At 43.6% G+C, this 16,889-nt stretch carries 26 protein-coding genes; all 26 read right to left on the bottom strand.

The window, feature by feature from the left end; genetic code table 11:
• The 26 genes from secY to EHQ64_RS06880 all read right to left on the bottom strand — a co-directional run bounded on the left by secY (position 1) and on the right by EHQ64_RS06880 (position 16,455).
• On the bottom strand, positions 1-1,383 hold the full coding sequence (gene secY, locus EHQ64_RS07005; RefSeq protein ID WP_135648757.1) for a preprotein translocase subunit SecY: 1,383 nt from the start codon (positions 1,381-1,383) through the stop codon (positions 1-3).
• Between the two features lie 130 nt (positions 1,384-1,513).
• Entirely contained in the window at positions 1,514-2,038 is a 525-nt protein-coding gene (rplO, locus tag EHQ64_RS07000) for a 50S ribosomal protein L15 (RefSeq protein ID WP_135648756.1), read from the bottom strand.
• 13 nt (positions 2,039-2,051) lie between these two features.
• The gene (gene rpmD / locus EHQ64_RS06995) at positions 2,052-2,231 is read right to left on the bottom strand and encodes a 50S ribosomal protein L30 (protein ID WP_135648755.1); all 180 of its coding nucleotides are present in this window, start codon (positions 2,229-2,231) and stop codon (positions 2,052-2,054) included.
• A 4-nt stretch (positions 2,232-2,235) separates the two neighbouring features.
• Positions 2,236-2,751 carry a 30S ribosomal protein S5 gene (gene rpsE, locus EHQ64_RS06990; protein WP_020770439.1) on the bottom strand — a complete coding sequence of 172 codons (516 nt, stop codon included), beginning with the start codon at positions 2,749-2,751 and terminating at the stop codon, positions 2,236-2,238.
• Between the two features lie 2 nt (positions 2,752-2,753).
• The gene (rplR, locus tag EHQ64_RS06985) at positions 2,754-3,116 is read right to left on the bottom strand and encodes a 50S ribosomal protein L18 (protein ID WP_135648754.1); all 363 of its coding nucleotides are present in this window, start codon (positions 3,114-3,116) and stop codon (positions 2,754-2,756) included.
• Positions 3,117-3,120: 4 nt separating this feature from the next.
• Positions 3,121-3,660, bottom strand: coding sequence for a 50S ribosomal protein L6 (gene rplF, locus EHQ64_RS06980; RefSeq protein WP_135648753.1), 540 nt, complete (start codon positions 3,658-3,660; stop codon positions 3,121-3,123).
• Positions 3,661-3,686: 26 nt separating this feature from the next.
• Entirely contained in the window at positions 3,687-4,085 is a 399-nt protein-coding gene (gene rpsH, locus EHQ64_RS06975; RefSeq protein WP_135648752.1) for a 30S ribosomal protein S8, read from the bottom strand.
• A gap of 18 nt (positions 4,086-4,103) precedes the next feature.
• Positions 4,104-4,289, bottom strand: a complete 186-nt coding sequence (locus tag EHQ64_RS06970) for a type Z 30S ribosomal protein S14 (protein ID WP_010513640.1) — start codon at positions 4,287-4,289, stop codon at positions 4,104-4,106.
• Between the two features lie 13 nt (positions 4,290-4,302).
• Positions 4,303-4,854, bottom strand: a complete 552-nt coding sequence (rplE, locus tag EHQ64_RS06965) for a 50S ribosomal protein L5 (RefSeq protein WP_008594895.1) — start codon at positions 4,852-4,854, stop codon at positions 4,303-4,305.
• A gap of 3 nt (positions 4,855-4,857) precedes the next feature.
• Positions 4,858-5,211 (bottom strand): 50S ribosomal protein L24, encoded by a 354-nt coding sequence (rplX, locus tag EHQ64_RS06960; RefSeq protein WP_135648751.1) that lies wholly within the window; start codon positions 5,209-5,211, stop codon positions 4,858-4,860.
• Positions 5,211-5,603 carry a 50S ribosomal protein L14 gene (gene rplN / locus EHQ64_RS06955; RefSeq protein WP_008596038.1) on the bottom strand — a complete coding sequence of 131 codons (393 nt, stop codon included), beginning with the start codon at positions 5,601-5,603 and terminating at the stop codon, positions 5,211-5,213. The genes rplX and rplN overlap by 1 nt, the downstream gene beginning before the upstream one ends.
• A gap of 1 nt (position 5,604) precedes the next feature.
• A complete protein-coding gene (gene rpsQ, locus EHQ64_RS06950; protein WP_135648750.1) occupies positions 5,605-5,877 on the bottom strand; it encodes a 30S ribosomal protein S17 in 273 nt (90 codons plus the stop codon).
• 2 nt (positions 5,878-5,879) lie between these two features.
• Positions 5,880-6,182 carry a 50S ribosomal protein L29 gene (gene rpmC / locus EHQ64_RS06945; RefSeq protein WP_135648749.1) on the bottom strand — a complete coding sequence of 101 codons (303 nt, stop codon included), beginning with the start codon at positions 6,180-6,182 and terminating at the stop codon, positions 5,880-5,882.
• Positions 6,179-6,592: a 50S ribosomal protein L16 gene (rplP, locus tag EHQ64_RS06940; RefSeq protein WP_008593851.1), complete on the bottom strand. Its 414-nt coding sequence runs from the start codon at positions 6,590-6,592 to the stop codon at positions 6,179-6,181. The genes rpmC and rplP overlap by 4 nt, the downstream gene beginning before the upstream one ends.
• Before the next feature lie 30 nt (positions 6,593-6,622).
• Entirely contained in the window at positions 6,623-7,300 is a 678-nt protein-coding gene (rpsC, locus tag EHQ64_RS06935) for a 30S ribosomal protein S3 (protein WP_135648748.1), read from the bottom strand.
• A gap of 11 nt (positions 7,301-7,311) precedes the next feature.
• Entirely contained in the window at positions 7,312-7,644 is a 333-nt protein-coding gene (gene rplV / locus EHQ64_RS06930; protein ID WP_135648747.1) for a 50S ribosomal protein L22, read from the bottom strand.
• A complete protein-coding gene (gene rpsS / locus EHQ64_RS06925) occupies positions 7,644-7,925 on the bottom strand; it encodes a 30S ribosomal protein S19 (RefSeq protein ID WP_024863921.1) in 282 nt (93 codons plus the stop codon). The genes rplV and rpsS overlap by 1 nt, the downstream gene beginning before the upstream one ends.
• A gap of 2 nt (positions 7,926-7,927) precedes the next feature.
• Positions 7,928-8,767 (bottom strand): 50S ribosomal protein L2, encoded by an 840-nt coding sequence (gene rplB / locus EHQ64_RS06920; RefSeq protein WP_135648746.1) that lies wholly within the window; start codon positions 8,765-8,767, stop codon positions 7,928-7,930.
• Between the two features lie 3 nt (positions 8,768-8,770).
• Positions 8,771-9,079: a 50S ribosomal protein L23 gene (locus EHQ64_RS06915; protein ID WP_086448201.1), complete on the bottom strand. Its 309-nt coding sequence runs from the start codon at positions 9,077-9,079 to the stop codon at positions 8,771-8,773.
• Positions 9,076-9,711, bottom strand: coding sequence for a 50S ribosomal protein L4 (gene rplD, locus EHQ64_RS06910; RefSeq protein WP_135648745.1), 636 nt, complete (start codon positions 9,709-9,711; stop codon positions 9,076-9,078). Before rplD ends, EHQ64_RS06915 begins: the two co-directional genes overlap by 4 nt.
• A 15-nt stretch (positions 9,712-9,726) precedes the next feature.
• Complete coding sequence (gene rplC, locus EHQ64_RS06905) at positions 9,727-10,350, bottom strand: 50S ribosomal protein L3 (RefSeq protein ID WP_135648744.1); 624 nt, start codon at positions 10,348-10,350, stop codon at positions 9,727-9,729.
• Between the two features lie 11 nt (positions 10,351-10,361).
• The gene (gene rpsJ / locus EHQ64_RS06900; RefSeq protein ID WP_008593919.1) at positions 10,362-10,670 is read right to left on the bottom strand and encodes a 30S ribosomal protein S10; all 309 of its coding nucleotides are present in this window, start codon (positions 10,668-10,670) and stop codon (positions 10,362-10,364) included.
• 10 nt (positions 10,671-10,680) lie between these two features.
• The gene (gene tuf, locus EHQ64_RS06895; protein ID WP_135648743.1) at positions 10,681-11,886 is read right to left on the bottom strand and encodes an elongation factor Tu; all 1,206 of its coding nucleotides are present in this window, start codon (positions 11,884-11,886) and stop codon (positions 10,681-10,683) included.
• Positions 11,887-11,937: 51 nt separating this feature from the next.
• Positions 11,938-13,815 (bottom strand): elongation factor G-like protein, encoded by a 1,878-nt coding sequence (locus EHQ64_RS06890; RefSeq protein ID WP_135648742.1) that lies wholly within the window; start codon positions 13,813-13,815, stop codon positions 11,938-11,940.
• A 677-nt stretch (positions 13,816-14,492) separates the two neighbouring features.
• A complete protein-coding gene (locus tag EHQ64_RS06885) occupies positions 14,493-15,788 on the bottom strand; it encodes a glycoside hydrolase family 1 protein (protein ID WP_135648741.1) in 1,296 nt (431 codons plus the stop codon).
• A gap of 19 nt (positions 15,789-15,807) precedes the next feature.
• Positions 15,808-16,455, bottom strand: coding sequence for a TetR/AcrR family transcriptional regulator (locus EHQ64_RS06880; RefSeq protein WP_135648740.1), 648 nt, complete (start codon positions 16,453-16,455; stop codon positions 15,808-15,810).
• Positions 16,456-16,889 lie beyond the last annotated feature (434 nt).

Genomic DNA, 16,889 nt, shown 5'->3' with positions numbered 1-16,889 from the left:
TTAGGACCTGCCCTTGATCTTGGTTTTTTTCAAGAAACCATCATAGTTTCTCATCAGCAATTGAGACTCTAATTGTTTCAAAGTCTCTAATGCAACCCCTACCATGATAAGTAGAGAAGTTCCTCCGAAAGTATAGACCAAAGATCCACCACCGGAGTTAGTTCCTAAGTTCAAGAAACGAATAATGATATAAGGAGCAAGTGCAAGACCTGCAAGGAATACCGCACCAGGAAGAGTGATCCTGTTTAGGACCTTCTCAATGTATTCCTTAGTATGAGAACCTGGACGGATCCCTGGAATGAATCCGTTATACTTACGAAGATTCTCCGCAAGTTCTCCAGGATTGAATTGGATCGCAGTGTAGAAGTATGCAAAGAATACGATCAGCGCGATATATACGAAGAAGTAGAATGCAGCGTGATACCAAGTCTGAGAGAAAGGATTCAAATAATCTAATAGAAGGACCCAACCCGCCCAGTTCGGCAACTCGGAGATCTGTTGAATGATCGTTTGTGGGAACAATAACAGAGAAGAAGCGAAAATGATCGGCATTACGCTCGCACCATTCACTTTGAAAGGAATGCTTTGAGATTTAGCTTGGACCATTTTTCTTCCAACCATCTGTTTTCCATACTGTAAAGGAACCTTACGGACTCCTTGAGTAAGAAGAACAGTTAAAGCGATCAAAAGAATGAATAATAAAAGAAGAATGATGATGTTCAAACCATCCACGAAGTTTTCGCGGAATAATTGAGCAACAGATGCAGGAAGACGTCCAACGATACCTGCAAAGATCAAAAGAGAGATTCCGTTTCCGATCCCTCTTTCAGTGATCTGTTCACCTAACCAGATCAAAAGAACAGTTCCGGTAGTAATAGATAATAGCGCGATAAAGAAGAACCAAGACTCTACAGAAGAGTGGATAAGTCCTGGGTGAAGAGCAGGAGAATTATCCGCTCCGTAAGACCAACGTTGAGCCAGACGAATTACTGCTAAAGACTGAACTCCACAAAGAAGGATGGTTCCGTATTTAGTGTATTGGCTGATCTTCTTACGACCTTCTTCTCCCTCTTTTTGCAATTTTTGTAATGCAGGGACAAGAACCATGACGAGCTGCATGATGATGGAAGAAGAAATATAAGGCATGATCCCTAATGCAAAGATGGAGAAGTTCAGAAGAGCTCCACCAGCAAACATATCGAACATTCCTACAAGACCTTCGGAAGCGTTTGCATCCAAAGCGATCGCAGAAACTACTTTAGGATCGATCCCAGGAATGGTAACATGAGTCCCAAGACGGAAGAGTAACAGCATTCCAAGGGTAAAAAATACCTTATTTCTTAACTCTGGAATTTTGAAGATGTTTGCGATCGAAGTCAGCATATTGCTTTGTTCTCTTTTCCTTATTTCCTGGTCATTGCCCTATTCGGGCAAAAGGGACTTCAGGTTTCCCCAAGTCCCTTTTCTAAACATAATAGATTCGTTTTCAGTCGAACCGTCTAAGACGTCGAAATTAAGCTTCTTTAGAAGCTAATTCAGAACGAAGTTTTACGGAACCGCCTGCTTTCTCTATCTTTGCTTTGGCAGAAGCGGAAAAACCATCCGCTACGATATGAACCGCTTTTGTGATCTCACCGGTTCCCAAAATCTTGAAAAGAGTGGTCTCTTTATCAAGAATCTTCGATTCAACCATATTTTTGGCATCTATGTTGCCGGTCAACCCGCTTTTCTCTATGTCTCTCAGGTTGATTGCGTAGAAATCCTTATGAAATATGGAAGTAAACCCGCGTTTTGGAAGCCTTCTATGGATGGGCATCTGTCCACCCTCGAAACCTCTACGAACAGTATTACGAGCATACTGTCCTTTAGAACCACGTCCTCCCGTTTTACCGGTTTTGGAACCGATACCACGACCTAAACGTTTTTTGTTCTTAGTAGAACCTGCTGGAACAGGGATAATATTCCCTGCCGGCTTGTTTGCCTTTTCTTCGCGTTCTTTTCCGAATGCGAGAGCAGTCTTGATCCTTTCTTTACTCATTTCCCTTACCTAATTACGCCTTTTCGACTCGGACCAGGTGTTGAACGTCATAGATCATTCCTTTCACCTGCGGAGTTAGAGTATGTTTTCTTTGTTGTCCGGTTCTTCTCAGACCCAAAGCAGCCAGAGTTAGCTTCTGGCCTTTTTTAATTCCGATACTACTTTTGATTTGAGTAACGATTACGGTTTCCATGTTTTTATCCTACGTCGTTTCCGAAAAGACGAGCTAGAGTGATTCCTCTTTTACGAGCCGCTAGCACTGGAGTCTCTAATTGTTGAAGAGCATCCAAAGTCGCCTTTACGATGTTTACAGGATTCGAAGATCCCCAGGACTTGCTAAGAATGTCTTGGATCCCTACTTTTTCCACTACGGAACGAACGGATCCTCCAGCGATGATCCCAGTTCCCGCAGTAGACGGTTTTAGGATCACTCTTGCTGACTTGAATTTTCCGATCACTTCATGAGGGATCGTATGTCCTCTGAATTGGATTTTCACCAAGTTCTTCTTAGCAGACTCGATTGATTTACGGATCGCGTCTGGAACCTCGTTCGCTTTACCGAATCCGATCCCTACTTTACCTTTTGCATCTCCAACTACTGTTAGAGCGTTGAAGGAGAAGCGACGTCCACCTTTCACAACCTTAGCAACGCGATCGATCTTTACGACCTTCTCGTTAAATTCTTTCTGTTCTTGATCTTGTTCGTACGCCATTATTAGAACTCCAATCCTGCAGCTCTAGCTGCATCCGCGAAAGCCGCGATTCTTCCATGGTAGATCATACCGGAACGATCCAGCATCACTACCTTCACACCTTTAGAAGCGGCTTTCTCTCCGATCGCTTTTCCCAAAGCCTTAGCAGCCTCTACATCTTTGCGGCTTTTGCCTGCAAAAGTAGCTTCTAGAGTAGAAGCGGCCACTAAAGTAGTTCCCTGAGCATCGTCTACGATCTGGCAGGAAAGATAACGATTGGATTTATTAAATACCAATCTTGGGCGAGAGCTTGATTGTCTCAGTTTGAATCTGGAACGCTCTGCTCTTCTGCGTTTGGCTGCGATTTTTTTCAGTTTGTTAATCATGGCCTTACTTCTTACCGGTTTTTCCGGCCTTTCTCTTGATAAATTCGTCGTTGTACTTGATCCCTTTACCTTTATAAGGCTCAGGAGGTCTCTTAGAACGGATATCCGCCGCAACTTGTCCGACTAATTGTTTGTCGATCCCGGAAATTTTGATCTTCACTTGTTCGATAACTTCGATCTTAATTCCTTTCGGAGCCTTATAAACAACCTCGTGGGAATATCCAAGGTTCATCACTAGATCTTCACCGCGCTTAGCAGCACGATAACCAACCCCTGTGATCTCCAGGTTTTTTTCCCAACCTGCGGTTACACCTTTCACGCTGTTCATTAGAAGAGCGCGAGTCAATCCGTGAAGAGCTACTACGTTCTGCTCTTCGCTGGATCTTTCTAATTTCACGATCCCGCCCTCTGATTTCAGAGAGATTCCCGCAAAAATAGGAGTTTGTAACTCACCTAGAGGACCTTTCACTTTAATTACAGTGCTGTCCTGTTTTACTTCCACTTTCTCCGGAAGTTTGATTTCTGCTTTTCCAATCCTGGACATAGGTCTTTACCAGTTCTCTTTCACTCTTAAGAGAGTTTACAGATAACCTCTCCTCCTACGCGTAATTTCCGAGCTTTTTTGCCGGTCATAATTCCTTTGGAAGTGGAAAGGATCATTGTTCCCATATTGTTTTTGTATGGGCGGATCTCTTCGCTTTTCATGTAAACCCTACGACCAGGTTTAGATACACGAACTAACTCGCGGATCACAGGTCTTTTGGTTACATCGTATTTCAAAGCAACTTTGAAATCTTCGAAACTTCCGTTGGTCACCGGCTCATAGCCGTTGATAAATCCTTCTTCTTTCAATAATTCCAAGATAGAACGTTTGATCTTGCTTCCTGGAATTACACAACTTTCATGTTTCGCACGACCAGCGTTACGAATGCGGGTCAGCATATCACCAATTGGATCAGATAAACTCATATTATATATCCTCCTCCCTTACCAAGATGCCTTAACTACTCCCGGGATCTGTGCTTGGCTAGCAAGCTTCCGGAAGCAAATTCTGCACATGTCAAATCTTCTTAGGTAACCGCGAGGGCGTCCGCAGAGAGGGCAACGGTTGTGAACCCGTACTTTGAATTTTTTCTTTTTCTTATGTCTTTCGATTAAAGAGGTCTTAGCCATGATTACGGGCTCCTTATCTCAGGTTCCGGAACGGCATACCGAAAGCAGCAAGAAGGCTATAAGCTTCTGCGTCCACTTTGGTGTTCGTTACGAAGGTCAAGTTCATCCCGTAGAGAGTGTTGATCTTATCCACTTTGATCTCTGGGAAAATGATTTGTTCTTTGATGCTGAAGTTATAGTTTCCGCGTCCGTCGAAACCTTTCTCGGAAACTCCTTTAAAGTCACGCACCCTTGGTAGAGCCACGTTCACCAAACGATCTAGAAACTCATACATATAGTTTCCACGTAAGGTAACTGTGGTTCCAAGGCTCATACCCTCGCGAAGTTTAAATCCCGCGATGGATTTTTTTGCCTTGGTCTTAACCGGACGTTGACCGGTGATTAATGCGAGTTCTTCCACGGCTGCTTCCAATGCTTTAGGGTTGGTATGAGCTTCCCCCATTCCCACGTTCAGAACGATTTTTTCTAAACGAGGAACTTGCATGATGGACTTGAAGTTATATTGTTTCTGAAGAGCGGGAACGATTTCTTTCCCGTATTTATCTCTCAATCTAGCTGCTGCCATGACTTAGATCTCTTTCCCGTCCGGCTTAGAAACACGGACTTTTTTACCTTTATTCTCTTGGTAGCCCAGACGAACTCCCTTCTTCTTTTTGGAATCGTAAAACATTACGTTGGAAAGATGCATTGGTGCTTCTACTTCCACGACTCCACCTTGAGGGTTCTCTTGGGTAGGTCTTAAGAAACGTTTACGTTTGTTTAAGCCCTCGACTACTACACGATCCCGTTTCTTATCGATAACTAGGATCTTTCCTCTTTTTCCCTTCTCTTTTCCTGCGATCACGACTACTTCGTCATCTTTGTGCAGGCGAACGGATTTGAACTTAGTATATTCGGATCCCCGATACGTCAGTTTGGACATTATAGAACCTCCGGCGCTAGGGAGATAATTTTAGCGTATTTTTTATCGCGAAGTTCGCGAGCGACTGGCCCAAAGATACGAGTTCCTTTTGGGTTCCCTTTATCGTCGATAATTGCGACAGCGTTATCGTCGAAACGGATATAAGAACCGTCCGGACGACGGATTTCTTTTTTAGTTCTAACAACAACTGCGCGTTGAACGGCCTTGTTATGGACCTTCTTCCCCGTGGAATCCTTCAACCCGTATGCAGGTTGTGCGTCTTTAACGGCGACGATGATCTCGTCTCCTACAGAGGCATAACGTTTTTTAGAGCCTCCTAAGACTTTGATACACATAACTCTTTTTATTCCGGAGTTATCGGCGACTTGGAGGATGGTTTCCTGTTGGATCATCTTACTTTGCCTTTTCTACGATCTTAAATAGACGGTGACGCTTTTCACGGGATAGAGGGCGAGTTTCAATCGCTAGAATTCTATCTCCTACTTGGCATTCATTCTTTTCGTCATGAACCTTCATTTTAACGGTTCTACGAACGATCTTCTTGAACTTAGGGTGAGTCTTACGTGCTTCCACGAGCATCACTAAGGTTTTATCCATAGCGGTGCTTACAACCTTACCTTCGCTTAGAAGTGATTTCTTTATATGCTTCTTTGCAGTAGTTTCCATAATCAGTTCGTTCCCTTAGCTGCTTTTTTCGCGGAAGCATTCGATTTTGCTAAAGCTTGTTTCTTACGAGTCGCTCTAGTATAACGTTTGGTCTTTGTGGAACCAGGCTTCGCAGCTAGCTCTCTGTTCTTTTGGATAGTGAGAAGGCGTGCGATTTTTTTCTTCGCGTTAGTGATCACCTTCGGGTTCTCTAAAGAACGAGCCACTCCGTATTGAAAACGTGCCGTACGGATTACCTTACGTGCGTCTTCAAGTTGCGCTAAAATTTCAGCGTCTTTCAATTCTGCGAGTTTGATCTTTTTCACAGTGTAGACCTCTTCACAAATTCGGTTTGAACAGGAAGTTTATAAGCTGCCAAGTCCAATGCCTTTTTAGCGGTTGCTTCATCGATACCGCTCATTTCGAATAAAACGCGACCAGGTCTGATCTCTGCGATCCAGAACTCAGGGTTACCTTTACCTTTACCCATACGAGTTTCCGCAGGTTTTTTGGTAATAGGTAGATGAGGGAAGATCCTAATCCATAATTTCCCGCCTCTTTTTACTTGGCGGTTGATGGTGATCCTTGCTGCCTCGATCTGTCTTGCAGTCAAACGTCCGGAAGTTACGGCTTTTAAACCGAACTCACCAAAGGACACTTTGGAACCGCGCTCATCGTTTCCTTTTAAGCGGCCCCTTTGTCTTTTTCTGAACTTAACTCTTTTAGGTGATAACATCGTTTTTTACCTTTGGATCATCAAGGACGATCAGTTGGTCCTTCTCTTAACGGCGTATTTATCTTCTTCGGACTCTTCTTTATTATTGATGAAGTCTCCAGTGTAAGTCCAAACCTTCACTCCGATTTGTCCGAAAGTGGTAGCTGCTTCACGGAATCCTAGATCGATTTTCGCTCTTAGGGTATGAAGAGGAATTCTTCCTTCACGGTAACCTTCACGGCGAGCCATGTCCGCTCCGTTCAAACGTCCGGAGATAAGGATCTTAATTCCTTCTACACCACCTCTCATCGCACGACGAAGCTCTTGCTTCATTACACGACGGAAAGGTTGACGCTCTTGGATTTGAATCGCGATAGATTCAGCGATACATTGAGCGATGGTCTCAGGTTTTTTAACCTCGATAATGTTGAGGTTAAGCGGTTTCTCAGTCATAGTCTTAAGGACTTTTTTAACGGCTTCGATATTCGATCCGTTTTTACCGATTACCACACCAGGCTTAGCAGTGTGAAGGTTTACGTTGATCTTCTCAGGGAAACGCTCCACTACAACTTTTACAACGCCTGCTTCTTTGAAACGGCCTTGGATAAATCTACGAATTCTGATATCTTCATGAAGATTCTTTTTGTAATCTCCCTGAGAGAACCAAATAGAATCCCATCCGCGGGTAATTCCGATACGAAGTCCGATTGGGTTAACTTTCTGTCCCATGATTTCCTCTATTAATCCGAGATTACCACGGTTACGTGGCTGGTTCTCTTACGAATCCTTGCAGCTCTACCGCGAGCACGAGGGCGGAAGCGCTTAAGAATTGGGCCTTCGTCCACGAGGATTTTTTTGATGAACATTTTGTTCGGGTCCGCACTGTCACTTTTCACGACCGCATTTGCAGAAGCGGACTTGATCAGTTTGAAGATTGGCTCGATCGCTCTTTTGTTCGTATATTTCAGAATGTCGAGAGCTTCAGCCACTTCGTAACCGCGAATTTCGTCGGCAACAAGGCGAAGTTTACGTGGAGACATTCTTACAAATCTTGCGATTGCTACGGCTTCCATTACTTCTTAGCCGCCTTCTTATCAGTGTTTCCGTGACCACGATAAGTACGAGTCGGAGCAAATTCTCCTAACTTGTGTCCTACCATGTTGTCATTGATGAAAACAGGGATAAATTTGTTTCCGTTATGGACCATGATTGTGTGACCGATCATGTCCGGGAAAATCGTACTTCTACGAGACCAGGTCTTAAATGGTTTCTTTTGATTTTCAGAGTTCAGCTTAATCACCTTGCTCATGAGGTGACTGTCGATGAACGGACCTTTTTTAGAAGATCTCATGATGATTACCTGCTCCTATTTCCCTTTCTCTTCTGGATGATAAACTTGTCAGAAGGTTTTGCCCTACGACGAGTTTTGTATCCTTTGGTAGGAATACCCCAAGGAGTCACTGGGTGACGTCCTCCGGAAGTACGTCCTTCACCACCACCATGTGGGTGATCAACAGGGTTCATTACTACCCCTCTGACTTTAGGACGTTTTCCCAACCATCTGTTTCTTCCGGCTTTACCGATAGAAACAAGGTTATGATCTCTATTGCTGCAAATTCCTACAGTTGCGTAGCAGTTTTGATGAACTTTACGAACTTCGGAGCTTGGAAGTTTCAGAAGAACGTATTCTCCGTCTCTACCTGCGATAGTAGCGAAAGATCCTGCGGTTCTTGCGATCTGGCCGCCTCTTCCGATTTTAAGCTCTACGTTATGAACGTTTGTGCCTGGAGGAATTTTTCCAAGCGGAAGTGCGTTTCCAACTTTGATTTCAGCTCCTTCTCCATTGGAAACTTTGTCTCCAACTTTCATGCCTTCAGCATTTAGGATATAAGCATATTCTCCGTCAGAGTAACTAACGAGAGAAATGAACGCCGAACGATATGGATCGTACTCTACAGTTTTAACTGTAGCGGTAATTCCTACTTTGCGACGTTTGAAGTCGATGATACGATATTTGCGTTTTACTCTTCCGCCTTTTCTGCGAACCGCAATTTTACCACCTTCTCCGCGACCTGCTTTGTAATTTAGGCTGATCGTTAAAGGGCGATACGGTTCTGACTCGGTGATTTCCTCGAAAGTTAATACCGATTTGAAACGGCTGGCGGAAGTAACGGGTTTAAACTTTTTAATTCCCATTTCTTATGCTTCCTTTCCGAAGTCGATGCTTGCTCCGTCTTGGAAAGTCACGATTGCTTTTTTCCAATGAGCTTTAGGAGCAGGTAGATGACGGAATCTTTTTATCTTTCCGCGATACACTTGAATGTTTACGGAAGAAGGTACTACGTTATAAATTTTGCGGAAAGCTTCCTTCACTAGAGTTTTGTTCGCTCTAGGATGGATTTCCACAGTGTATTTTACGGTTCTTTTGCCGGCTTTTTCACCGATAGTTTCCAGATCCTGGGACTTCTCAGTGATGATCGGAGATAAAATTACTTCGTTAAGATTCATTTTGTTTCTCCGTAATGTTTCAGGATCTCTCCTAAAGCCGCTTCAGTGATCACAAGATTTCTATTATATAGAATGTCTCTCACCGCGATACGCTTGGAGTTGATGTATTTCACAGTAGGGATATTACGAACGGACTTCTTAACGACGTCGCTCTCTCCACCCACTAAGAATCCGATCACTCCGGTATTCTTTAATCCGATATTATTGAACAAGGTTGCGAAAGTTTTAGTACTGAATTCTTTCGGATCCAGATCTTCTATAACTTTGATAACCGAGTCTTGAGCTTTCTTATTCAGAACGGAAAGAACCGCTCTGCGTTTCACTTTAGGAGAAACGTTATAAGAATAATCTCTCTTACGAGGTCCGTGAACGGTACCACCGCCCACCCAATGAGGAGCGCGAATGGAACCCTGACGAGCTCTACCGGTTCCTTTTTGGGACCAAGGCTTTTTACCGCCCCCGGAAACTTCCGAACGAGTTTTCGTATGATGATTCCCAGAACGGAGGTTCGCGTTCTCCGCCTTGATGGCGTCGTAAATCGCGCCGCTGCTGTATTTGGATTCGAACAACGCTGCAGGAAGTTCGATTTCCGAGAGCAGTTTTCCTTCTTTTGAGTACTTCTGTGCTTTCATGACTCTACCGGATCTTTATATCTTCTCAATAGTGATGATGGAATTTGCAGGTCCCGGAACGGATCCGCTTACAAAAACCAGATTTTCTGCTTCGTGAATACGAACCACTTTTAGGTTTAGTACGGTTTTCGTATCGAATCCCATACGGCCTGGTAATTTACGACCTTTGAATACTCTACCTGGAGTAGTGTTGGATCCCATGGATCCAGGATGTCTATGAAAACGAGAACCGTGAGCTCCTGGTCCACCATGGTGTCCGTATCTTTTGATAACACCTTGGAAACCTTTACCTTTGCTGGTTCCTGTAACTTTTACAATATCAGAAACTGCGAACACGTCTTGTGCTTTTAGTTCAGCACCCGCCGCAGGTTCTTCACCGAAATTTCGGAATTCCTTCAACACTCTTTTCGGAGTAGTGATTCCAGCTTTTGTCAAATGGCCAACTTGGCCTTTTGTCAGGTGTTTTTCTTTATCATCCTGATAAGCTAATTGAATCGCGTCGTAACCGTCCGTAGCTGCGGACTTGACTTGGGAAACTGCGCAGGGACCTACTTCTAAGACGGTTACAGGAATGATGTTTCCTTGTTCGTCGAAGATTTGGGACATCCCTATCTTTTTACCGATTAATCCCTTTGCCATTTCTTCTTCCCTTAGGATTTAATATCCACTGAAACACCCGCAGGTAGTTGTAACTTCATTAAAGCTTCAACTGTATCTTCGTTAGTGTCCAGGATGTCGATGAGCCTTTTGTGAGTTTTCATCTCAAACTGCTCTCTTGATTTTTTATTTACGTGTGGAGAACGGAGGACTGTGTATATTTCCTTCTTCGTTGGAAGAGGAATCGGACCGGAGACAGTAGCTCCGGTCCTTTTGGCAGTCGCAACGATCTCGTAAGTTGATTGGTCGATCAACTTATGATCGAAAGCTTTAAGCTTTACTCTGATCTTTTGGCCAGCCATTCCCTTTCTCTTACTCGGTAATCTCAGCCACTACGCCAGAACCGATAGTCTTTCCACCTTCGCGAATCGCGAATTTAAGACCTTTGTCCATAGCGATCGGGTGGATCAACTCGATGCTCATAGTAACGTTGTCACCAGGCATTACCATTTCCATACCGTTAGGTAGGTTACAGACGCCAGTGATGTCGGTAGTTCTAAAATAGAACTGTGGACGGTAGTTATTGAAGAATGGAGTGTGACGTCCACCTTCGTCCTTAGTAAGAACGTAAACTTCCGCGTTGAACTTTTTGTGAGGAGTGATAGATCCTGGCTTAGCAAGAACCTGTCCTCTCTCGATGTCTTCTTTTTTAGTTCCACGAAGAAGAGCACCGATATTGTCTCCAGCTTGTGCAGAATCTAAAAGTTTACGGAACATTTCAATTCCGGTAACAACAGTCTTAGTAGTAGGACGAACACCAACGATTTCAACTTCGTCGTTGATTTTCAAAGTTCCTTGCTCTACTCTTCCTGTTGCAACAGTTCCACGACCAGTGATAGAGAATACGTCCTCTACTGGCATTAGGAAAGGTTTGTCAATAATACGCTCAGGATTTGGAACGTAAGTGTCCAGAGCTTCCATTAGTTTTACTACAGAAGGAGCTCCTAACTCAGACTCGTCGCCTTCAAGAGCTTTCAGAGCTGATCCGTAAACGATAGGAGTATCGTCGCCAGGGAAATTGTATTTGTTAAGAAGGTCGCGAACGTCCATCTCAACCATTTGAATCATTTCCTCGCGCTCGTCAGCAGCAAGCATGTCAGCTTTGTTGATGAATACGATGATGTAAGGAACACCTACCTGACGAGCGAGCAGGATATGCTCTTTCGTTTGAGGCATTGGTCCGTCAGTTGCGGATACAACTAAAATCGCAGCGTCCATCTGAGCAGCACCAGTGATCATGTTCTTAACATAGTCAGCGTGGCCTGGGCAGTCTACGTGAGCGTAGTGACGGTTCGCAGTTTCGTACTCTTGGTGAGAAGTAGCGATGGTGATTCCACGAGCCTTTTCCTCAGGTGCGTTATCGATTTGGTCGTAAGCTACGGCTTTGTTTTTTCCACCCAATACTTTTGCAAGCGTAGTGGTGATTGCTGCCGTTAGCGTGGTTTTTCCATGGTCAACGTGTCCGATAGTACCAACGTTTAAGTGTGGTTTGGACCTGTCGAATTTCTCCTTAGCCATAGCGTTTTTAACTCCTTACTTTATTAACAAATCTGAATTCAGACTTGTTTGTTAAAACAATACAGAATGGTTATCAAAGTCAAAAAGGGTGTCCAAAGATAGGACGCCCCTTCCCTGTGCCATATTTCTAAGGACACCGCTAAAGCCAAGCAAGTTTTGCGTAGAAGCGCTTGCCTGGATCAAGTGACGTCCTTCGGTTAACTCAGTAACCTTACGAATCTTCGCGTCCCTCTTAGCTAAACTTGCTAATATATCTCCAAGATATTGATTCGGTGTAAGAATCTCCAGCTCGGAACGGGGACCAATGAAATCCGAATGATCCGGAATTATGTCCTTTAAACCTTTGATGACAGCTACTTTGATCAGGGCGGATAGATCGAGAGACTTTGTCTCGCTCGGAGGTTCATAACCTTCGACAATCATCTCAAGACCGAGAACTTCTTCTCCGTCTTTTCCCTTGGCGGTGACTTCTGCAAATGCGGAAGAAATCGCCTCTTTTACAGTATCCTGTAGCTGAACATTAAACCGCACTCCCTTGGAAAAGTTGTGAGAACTTTCCAAGGACGCGAGCACCTGACCGCTCGAGATCTTTTGATCGAACGCGGTATGCTGAAATGCGACCTTTTGAACCAAATTTTTCCATAGAGCAAATCTTGCAACCTTGATTCCACTTGTTTGAAAGCTTTTAGTAAAAGACTCCTTCAAACGAGAAAGAGAGATCTCTAAATGCAACTCTCCAGTGCCTGATAAGCGAAATTGCCCGGTTTCGGAGAGAATATCTACACCGATTGCTTCATCCAACCAAGCCAGATCTTGAAGGCGATCCCAAAGCTCTTGCCGATCTTCTCCCTTCTCTGGCTCAATAAGGATTTGGAATTGTTTTCGGATAGGAGACAATAAGCTTTGATTTTCCGTATTATGTCTCGAAAGAAGTTCCCCAGGCTTCCAATCCAAAAGAGAAGTCGTAGCGAGAAGTTCGCCAGGTTTTGCTTCGGAAGTTTCTTCGTATTCTCTTGCGGAAATTTGGTATAAGTTCTCTAGCTTATGTTTGGTCCCATCATGTAGGAAGACGTCCCCGACTTTGATAGATGCCAATGTTTGGAAATGAAGAAGTTTTCCTAATTCCGGATGGATCTCCCTTTTGAAAGCAATTCCTTGTGAGTTTTTTTCAGGAGAAACAAACGCAGGTTTTCCTTTTGCAAACTCTTCCAATAAACGAAGAAGTTCTGCAATTCCCCTTCCTTGAAGAGCGGAGCCTCCAAGCACCGGAAATATTTCTCCCTTCCAAAAACCTTGGACCAAACCCTGAAGAGCAAGCTTAGGGAGAAGTGAATGATCTTTGAGATATTCTTCCGAAAGCCCGTGATCCCATTCAATTAGAGGTAGGAACTCCGACTCTTCTCCTTTTTCTTCGAGAACGGGAACTGTTCCGTCTTCTCTAAAAAGAAGTATTGGCTCTTTTCCGAGAGCAACTTCCAGGTCCACTAGAGGAGAAAGAATGTCCGCTCCGGGGCGATCCAGTTTATTTAGAAAAAATAATATAGGTTTTCCGGATTTACGAAGAGCCTCCACATTTTGGAAGGTTTGGGACTTTAGTCCTTCGAATGAGTCGATGAGGACTAAGCCAAAATCGGAAACAAGTAGAGATGCGTTTGCCTGGGACTGAAAATCCAAATGTCCCGGGTTATCCACGAATTGTAGAAGAACTCTGGGCTCTTCAGAATTCGGATAAGGGATCCTTGCGACTGTGGACTGGATAGAAATCCCTCTTTCAATTTCTTCCGGTAAATAATCTGACTCTGTAGTTCCTTCTTCTATTCGTCCGGGTGCTGAGATCCTTCCAGTCTCAAAAAGAATTCTTTCAAGAAGTGTGGTTTTTCCCGCATCGATATGTGCGAAGATCCCTGGATTTAAATACGGAAGAGACATGATAGAAGGTCACAGGCAGAAAAACCATTCGCTCGCCGATAGAAGCGTAAGTCAATTCCAAGAGGAGATTGTTTCGCACGGAGTTCACAGAGGACACGGAGGCGCCAAGTTATTTTCACGCTGAGGCGCAAAGACGCGGAGTCGCTAAGAGGACGAAGATTCTTTTTTGAAAATCTTTCATAAACTTAAATCAGAAATTTCATAGTAAGCATTTCAAGATCAGGCGGAAATCATAAAATGGAACGCGCGTTCTTAATGGGATTTTACAGTAGATTTGAAGGGGAATGTTCTCCCCGCCCTCTTGAACGTATTCATTGAAGTGCAGCTTGTTCATTTAAAATTTTGCCTTCCTCCGGTCGGCAACCTTTCAGGAATCTCACTCCCTACGGGTCGTTCGATTAGGTGGGGGCCGGTGCGGTGGTACCCGCCTTCGCCGAAACGGAGCCTTCGTTTAGCACAAAAGTCATTCTATTGCAACAATAAATTCGCTATGGTTTTTGTAGGAGCTCCTACAAAAACGTAATCACAATTTTCCGATTGCAAAAGGAACGTTTTGCTGATACAGGGGAACTCGCTTCTCCCACAAGCCCACCTCCTCCACCCGAACTTGGGTGGGGGCAAGTTTTACATAAATTCCAATCTTCAGTTGATTGCCCTTAGCTTCCTTGCGTAAACTTTTACGGTCTCACTATCTTCTTAGTACGACAAATCTTGGCATAGCGCAGTGCGCTTGGTCGAGGCTTTCGTTTCATGTTAGAATAGTCTACTTCAACGAGACCAAAGCGAGGCCCATATCCGTCGTTCCATTCTAAGTTATCCAAAAAGGACCAATAATAGTAACGTTCAACTTTTATTCCGTCGTCCAGAAGGCGTTTGAGTTGGTAGAGATGGTCTATGATATATTTTTCTCTCTTCTCATCCTTCTCATCCGGGATCCCGTTCTCGGTGATATAGATCGGAAGTTTATAACGTTTCCAAGTCCTTTGGCAGACTTTATAAAGCCCTTCCGGATAAATTTCCCATCCTAAATCGTTTTTAGAAGATTCCGGAATTGTAGGATCTACCATAGGAGTCGCGAAAAGGTTTCCTGGATTATAAGAAGCTTTAAATAGATGTCGGGAATAATAATTGATCCCCATGAAATCGCAGAAGATCCCCTTCCCTTCCGGATAGCCGGAGCCAAGTGGGAAGACCAACTTTCCTTCGACAAAGCCTTTCATATGGATCTCATGAAATAGATAATCGCTCAAAAAACATCCAAGCTTTGCCAAAGGATGAGAATTCAAAGGTTCGAAGATAGCAATATGATGTGCAAAACCTACTTTTGTCTCTCCAGCAAAACCTTTCTCTTTACGGATCTGATGGATCAGTTTGTATGATTTAAGGTGAGCGATCACCATCCTCTTCGTAACTTTCATGTACGCAGCGATATCCCCGTGTCCTCCTGGAGGATATTTGCCATCCATATAACTATCGTTTGCAAAAACATTCGGCTCGTTGATCGTGCACCATTCTGAAATTTGATCTCCGAAAGTTTCTACGGAAAATTTTACGAATCGAATAAAATCTTCTACAGCGTTTTCACTCAACCAGCCGCCCTTCTCTTGATACCATTGAGGACAGGAAAAATGATGAAGAGTTACTAAAGGTTTTATTCCTTTTTGTATAAGTCTACGGAACTCGTCTCTATAATGTTCCACTCCCTCCGAAGACCATTTACCTTGTTCAGGTTCAATTCTACTCCACTCTATACTCATTCTATAACATTCATGATGAAGTTCAGAAAGAAGCTCTACGTCTTCTACATACTTATTATAATGATCGGCTCCTGTAATGCTCGATTCTCCGTTCCCTACTTTGCCGGCCAAGGACCAATGATACCAATTATTATTTACATCGCCTCCTTCGATTTGAGTGGCGGCGGTAGCGCTCCCTAATAATAATTCCTTTGGAAGTTCGAAACTTTTAGACATTTGATTCTCCTTACTATTTTTATGTTCTTTCTTTATTAGAAAGTGCTGATATGAATAGATCGATTTGTGTTTGCACGAGTTCCATTGCCTGTACTCCAAATTCGATCGGGATTAAAGTTTCCCGAAGTGCAACTCTTTGTCCAAGTCCCCAAAGAACGGTCGTGATTGTAGGAACTAAAACGGACATAGGATAAGAAATTTTCAAAGTACCATCGTCTTCGCCTCGTTCTAAGATCCGAACAAGGATCTGTTCCGAGACACGAAACTCTTCGTACAATTTTTGTTCGTCCGAATCCTGTAGCCGAAAACTATTACGATCTCGGAAAATAAAATCGAATTCGGCAGTAAAACGAAGTAGTGATTTATGAATTTCAAGATAAGAAGCAAGCTCCTTCAAAAATGATTCGAACTCCTGCCTACCAGACAAATTTGCTTCTCTTAAATTGCGAAATGTCTCTGTTTGAAAATGATTCCAGGGTGCTAAAAGTTTGCGAAGGACTTCTATACTCAAGCCCTCTTTCGTTTCGAAGTAACGATATAGATTTCGGCGAGTGCAAGAAGCTTGAACTGCGATATCTTCCATAGAAACTGCAAGAATTCCCCTTTCCAGAAAGAGGCTTTCTGCTGCTTCCAAAAGAAGCTCTCTCGTCTGTTCCTTTGTTCCCATTTACGCAAACCCAAAATGTCACACTATGTGACATTTTGAAATTTAAAGTCCGAATCAGAAAGAGTCAAGCAAATTGCACCGATAGATTTGAAATCTCTGTATAAGATATTCCCCACCACCCTCTTTGGATGGGAACCGGTGTGATCGTACTTGTTACGACTCTTTTTGGCTTTCAGCCACCGACTCAGCAATGCTGGTCGTCTTCTCGCTCCTATTGTCGCTGCGAAGGGGCGCCGGTGTGGTGGTACTCAGAGCTCCGTATCACAAAACGTATCTCATTTCAAACAAATTTATAAGAAAATTGTGTAGGAGCTCCTACACAATTCTAACGGAAAATTTTGCCTTGCCAAAGTTCCAAATTTCGAATCAGAGCCCCCTACACAGCCTTACTCGAATCTATGGCGGAATTTTTATTCAGAAATTGCTTGCGAACA

Source organism: Leptospira sarikeiensis (assembly GCF_004769615.1).
Classification (GTDB): domain Bacteria; phylum Spirochaetota; class Leptospiria; order Leptospirales; family Leptospiraceae; genus Leptospira_B; species Leptospira_B sarikeiensis.
Note: the sequence above shows the minus strand (reverse complement) of the source record. Positions and strands in the feature narration are given on the sequence as shown.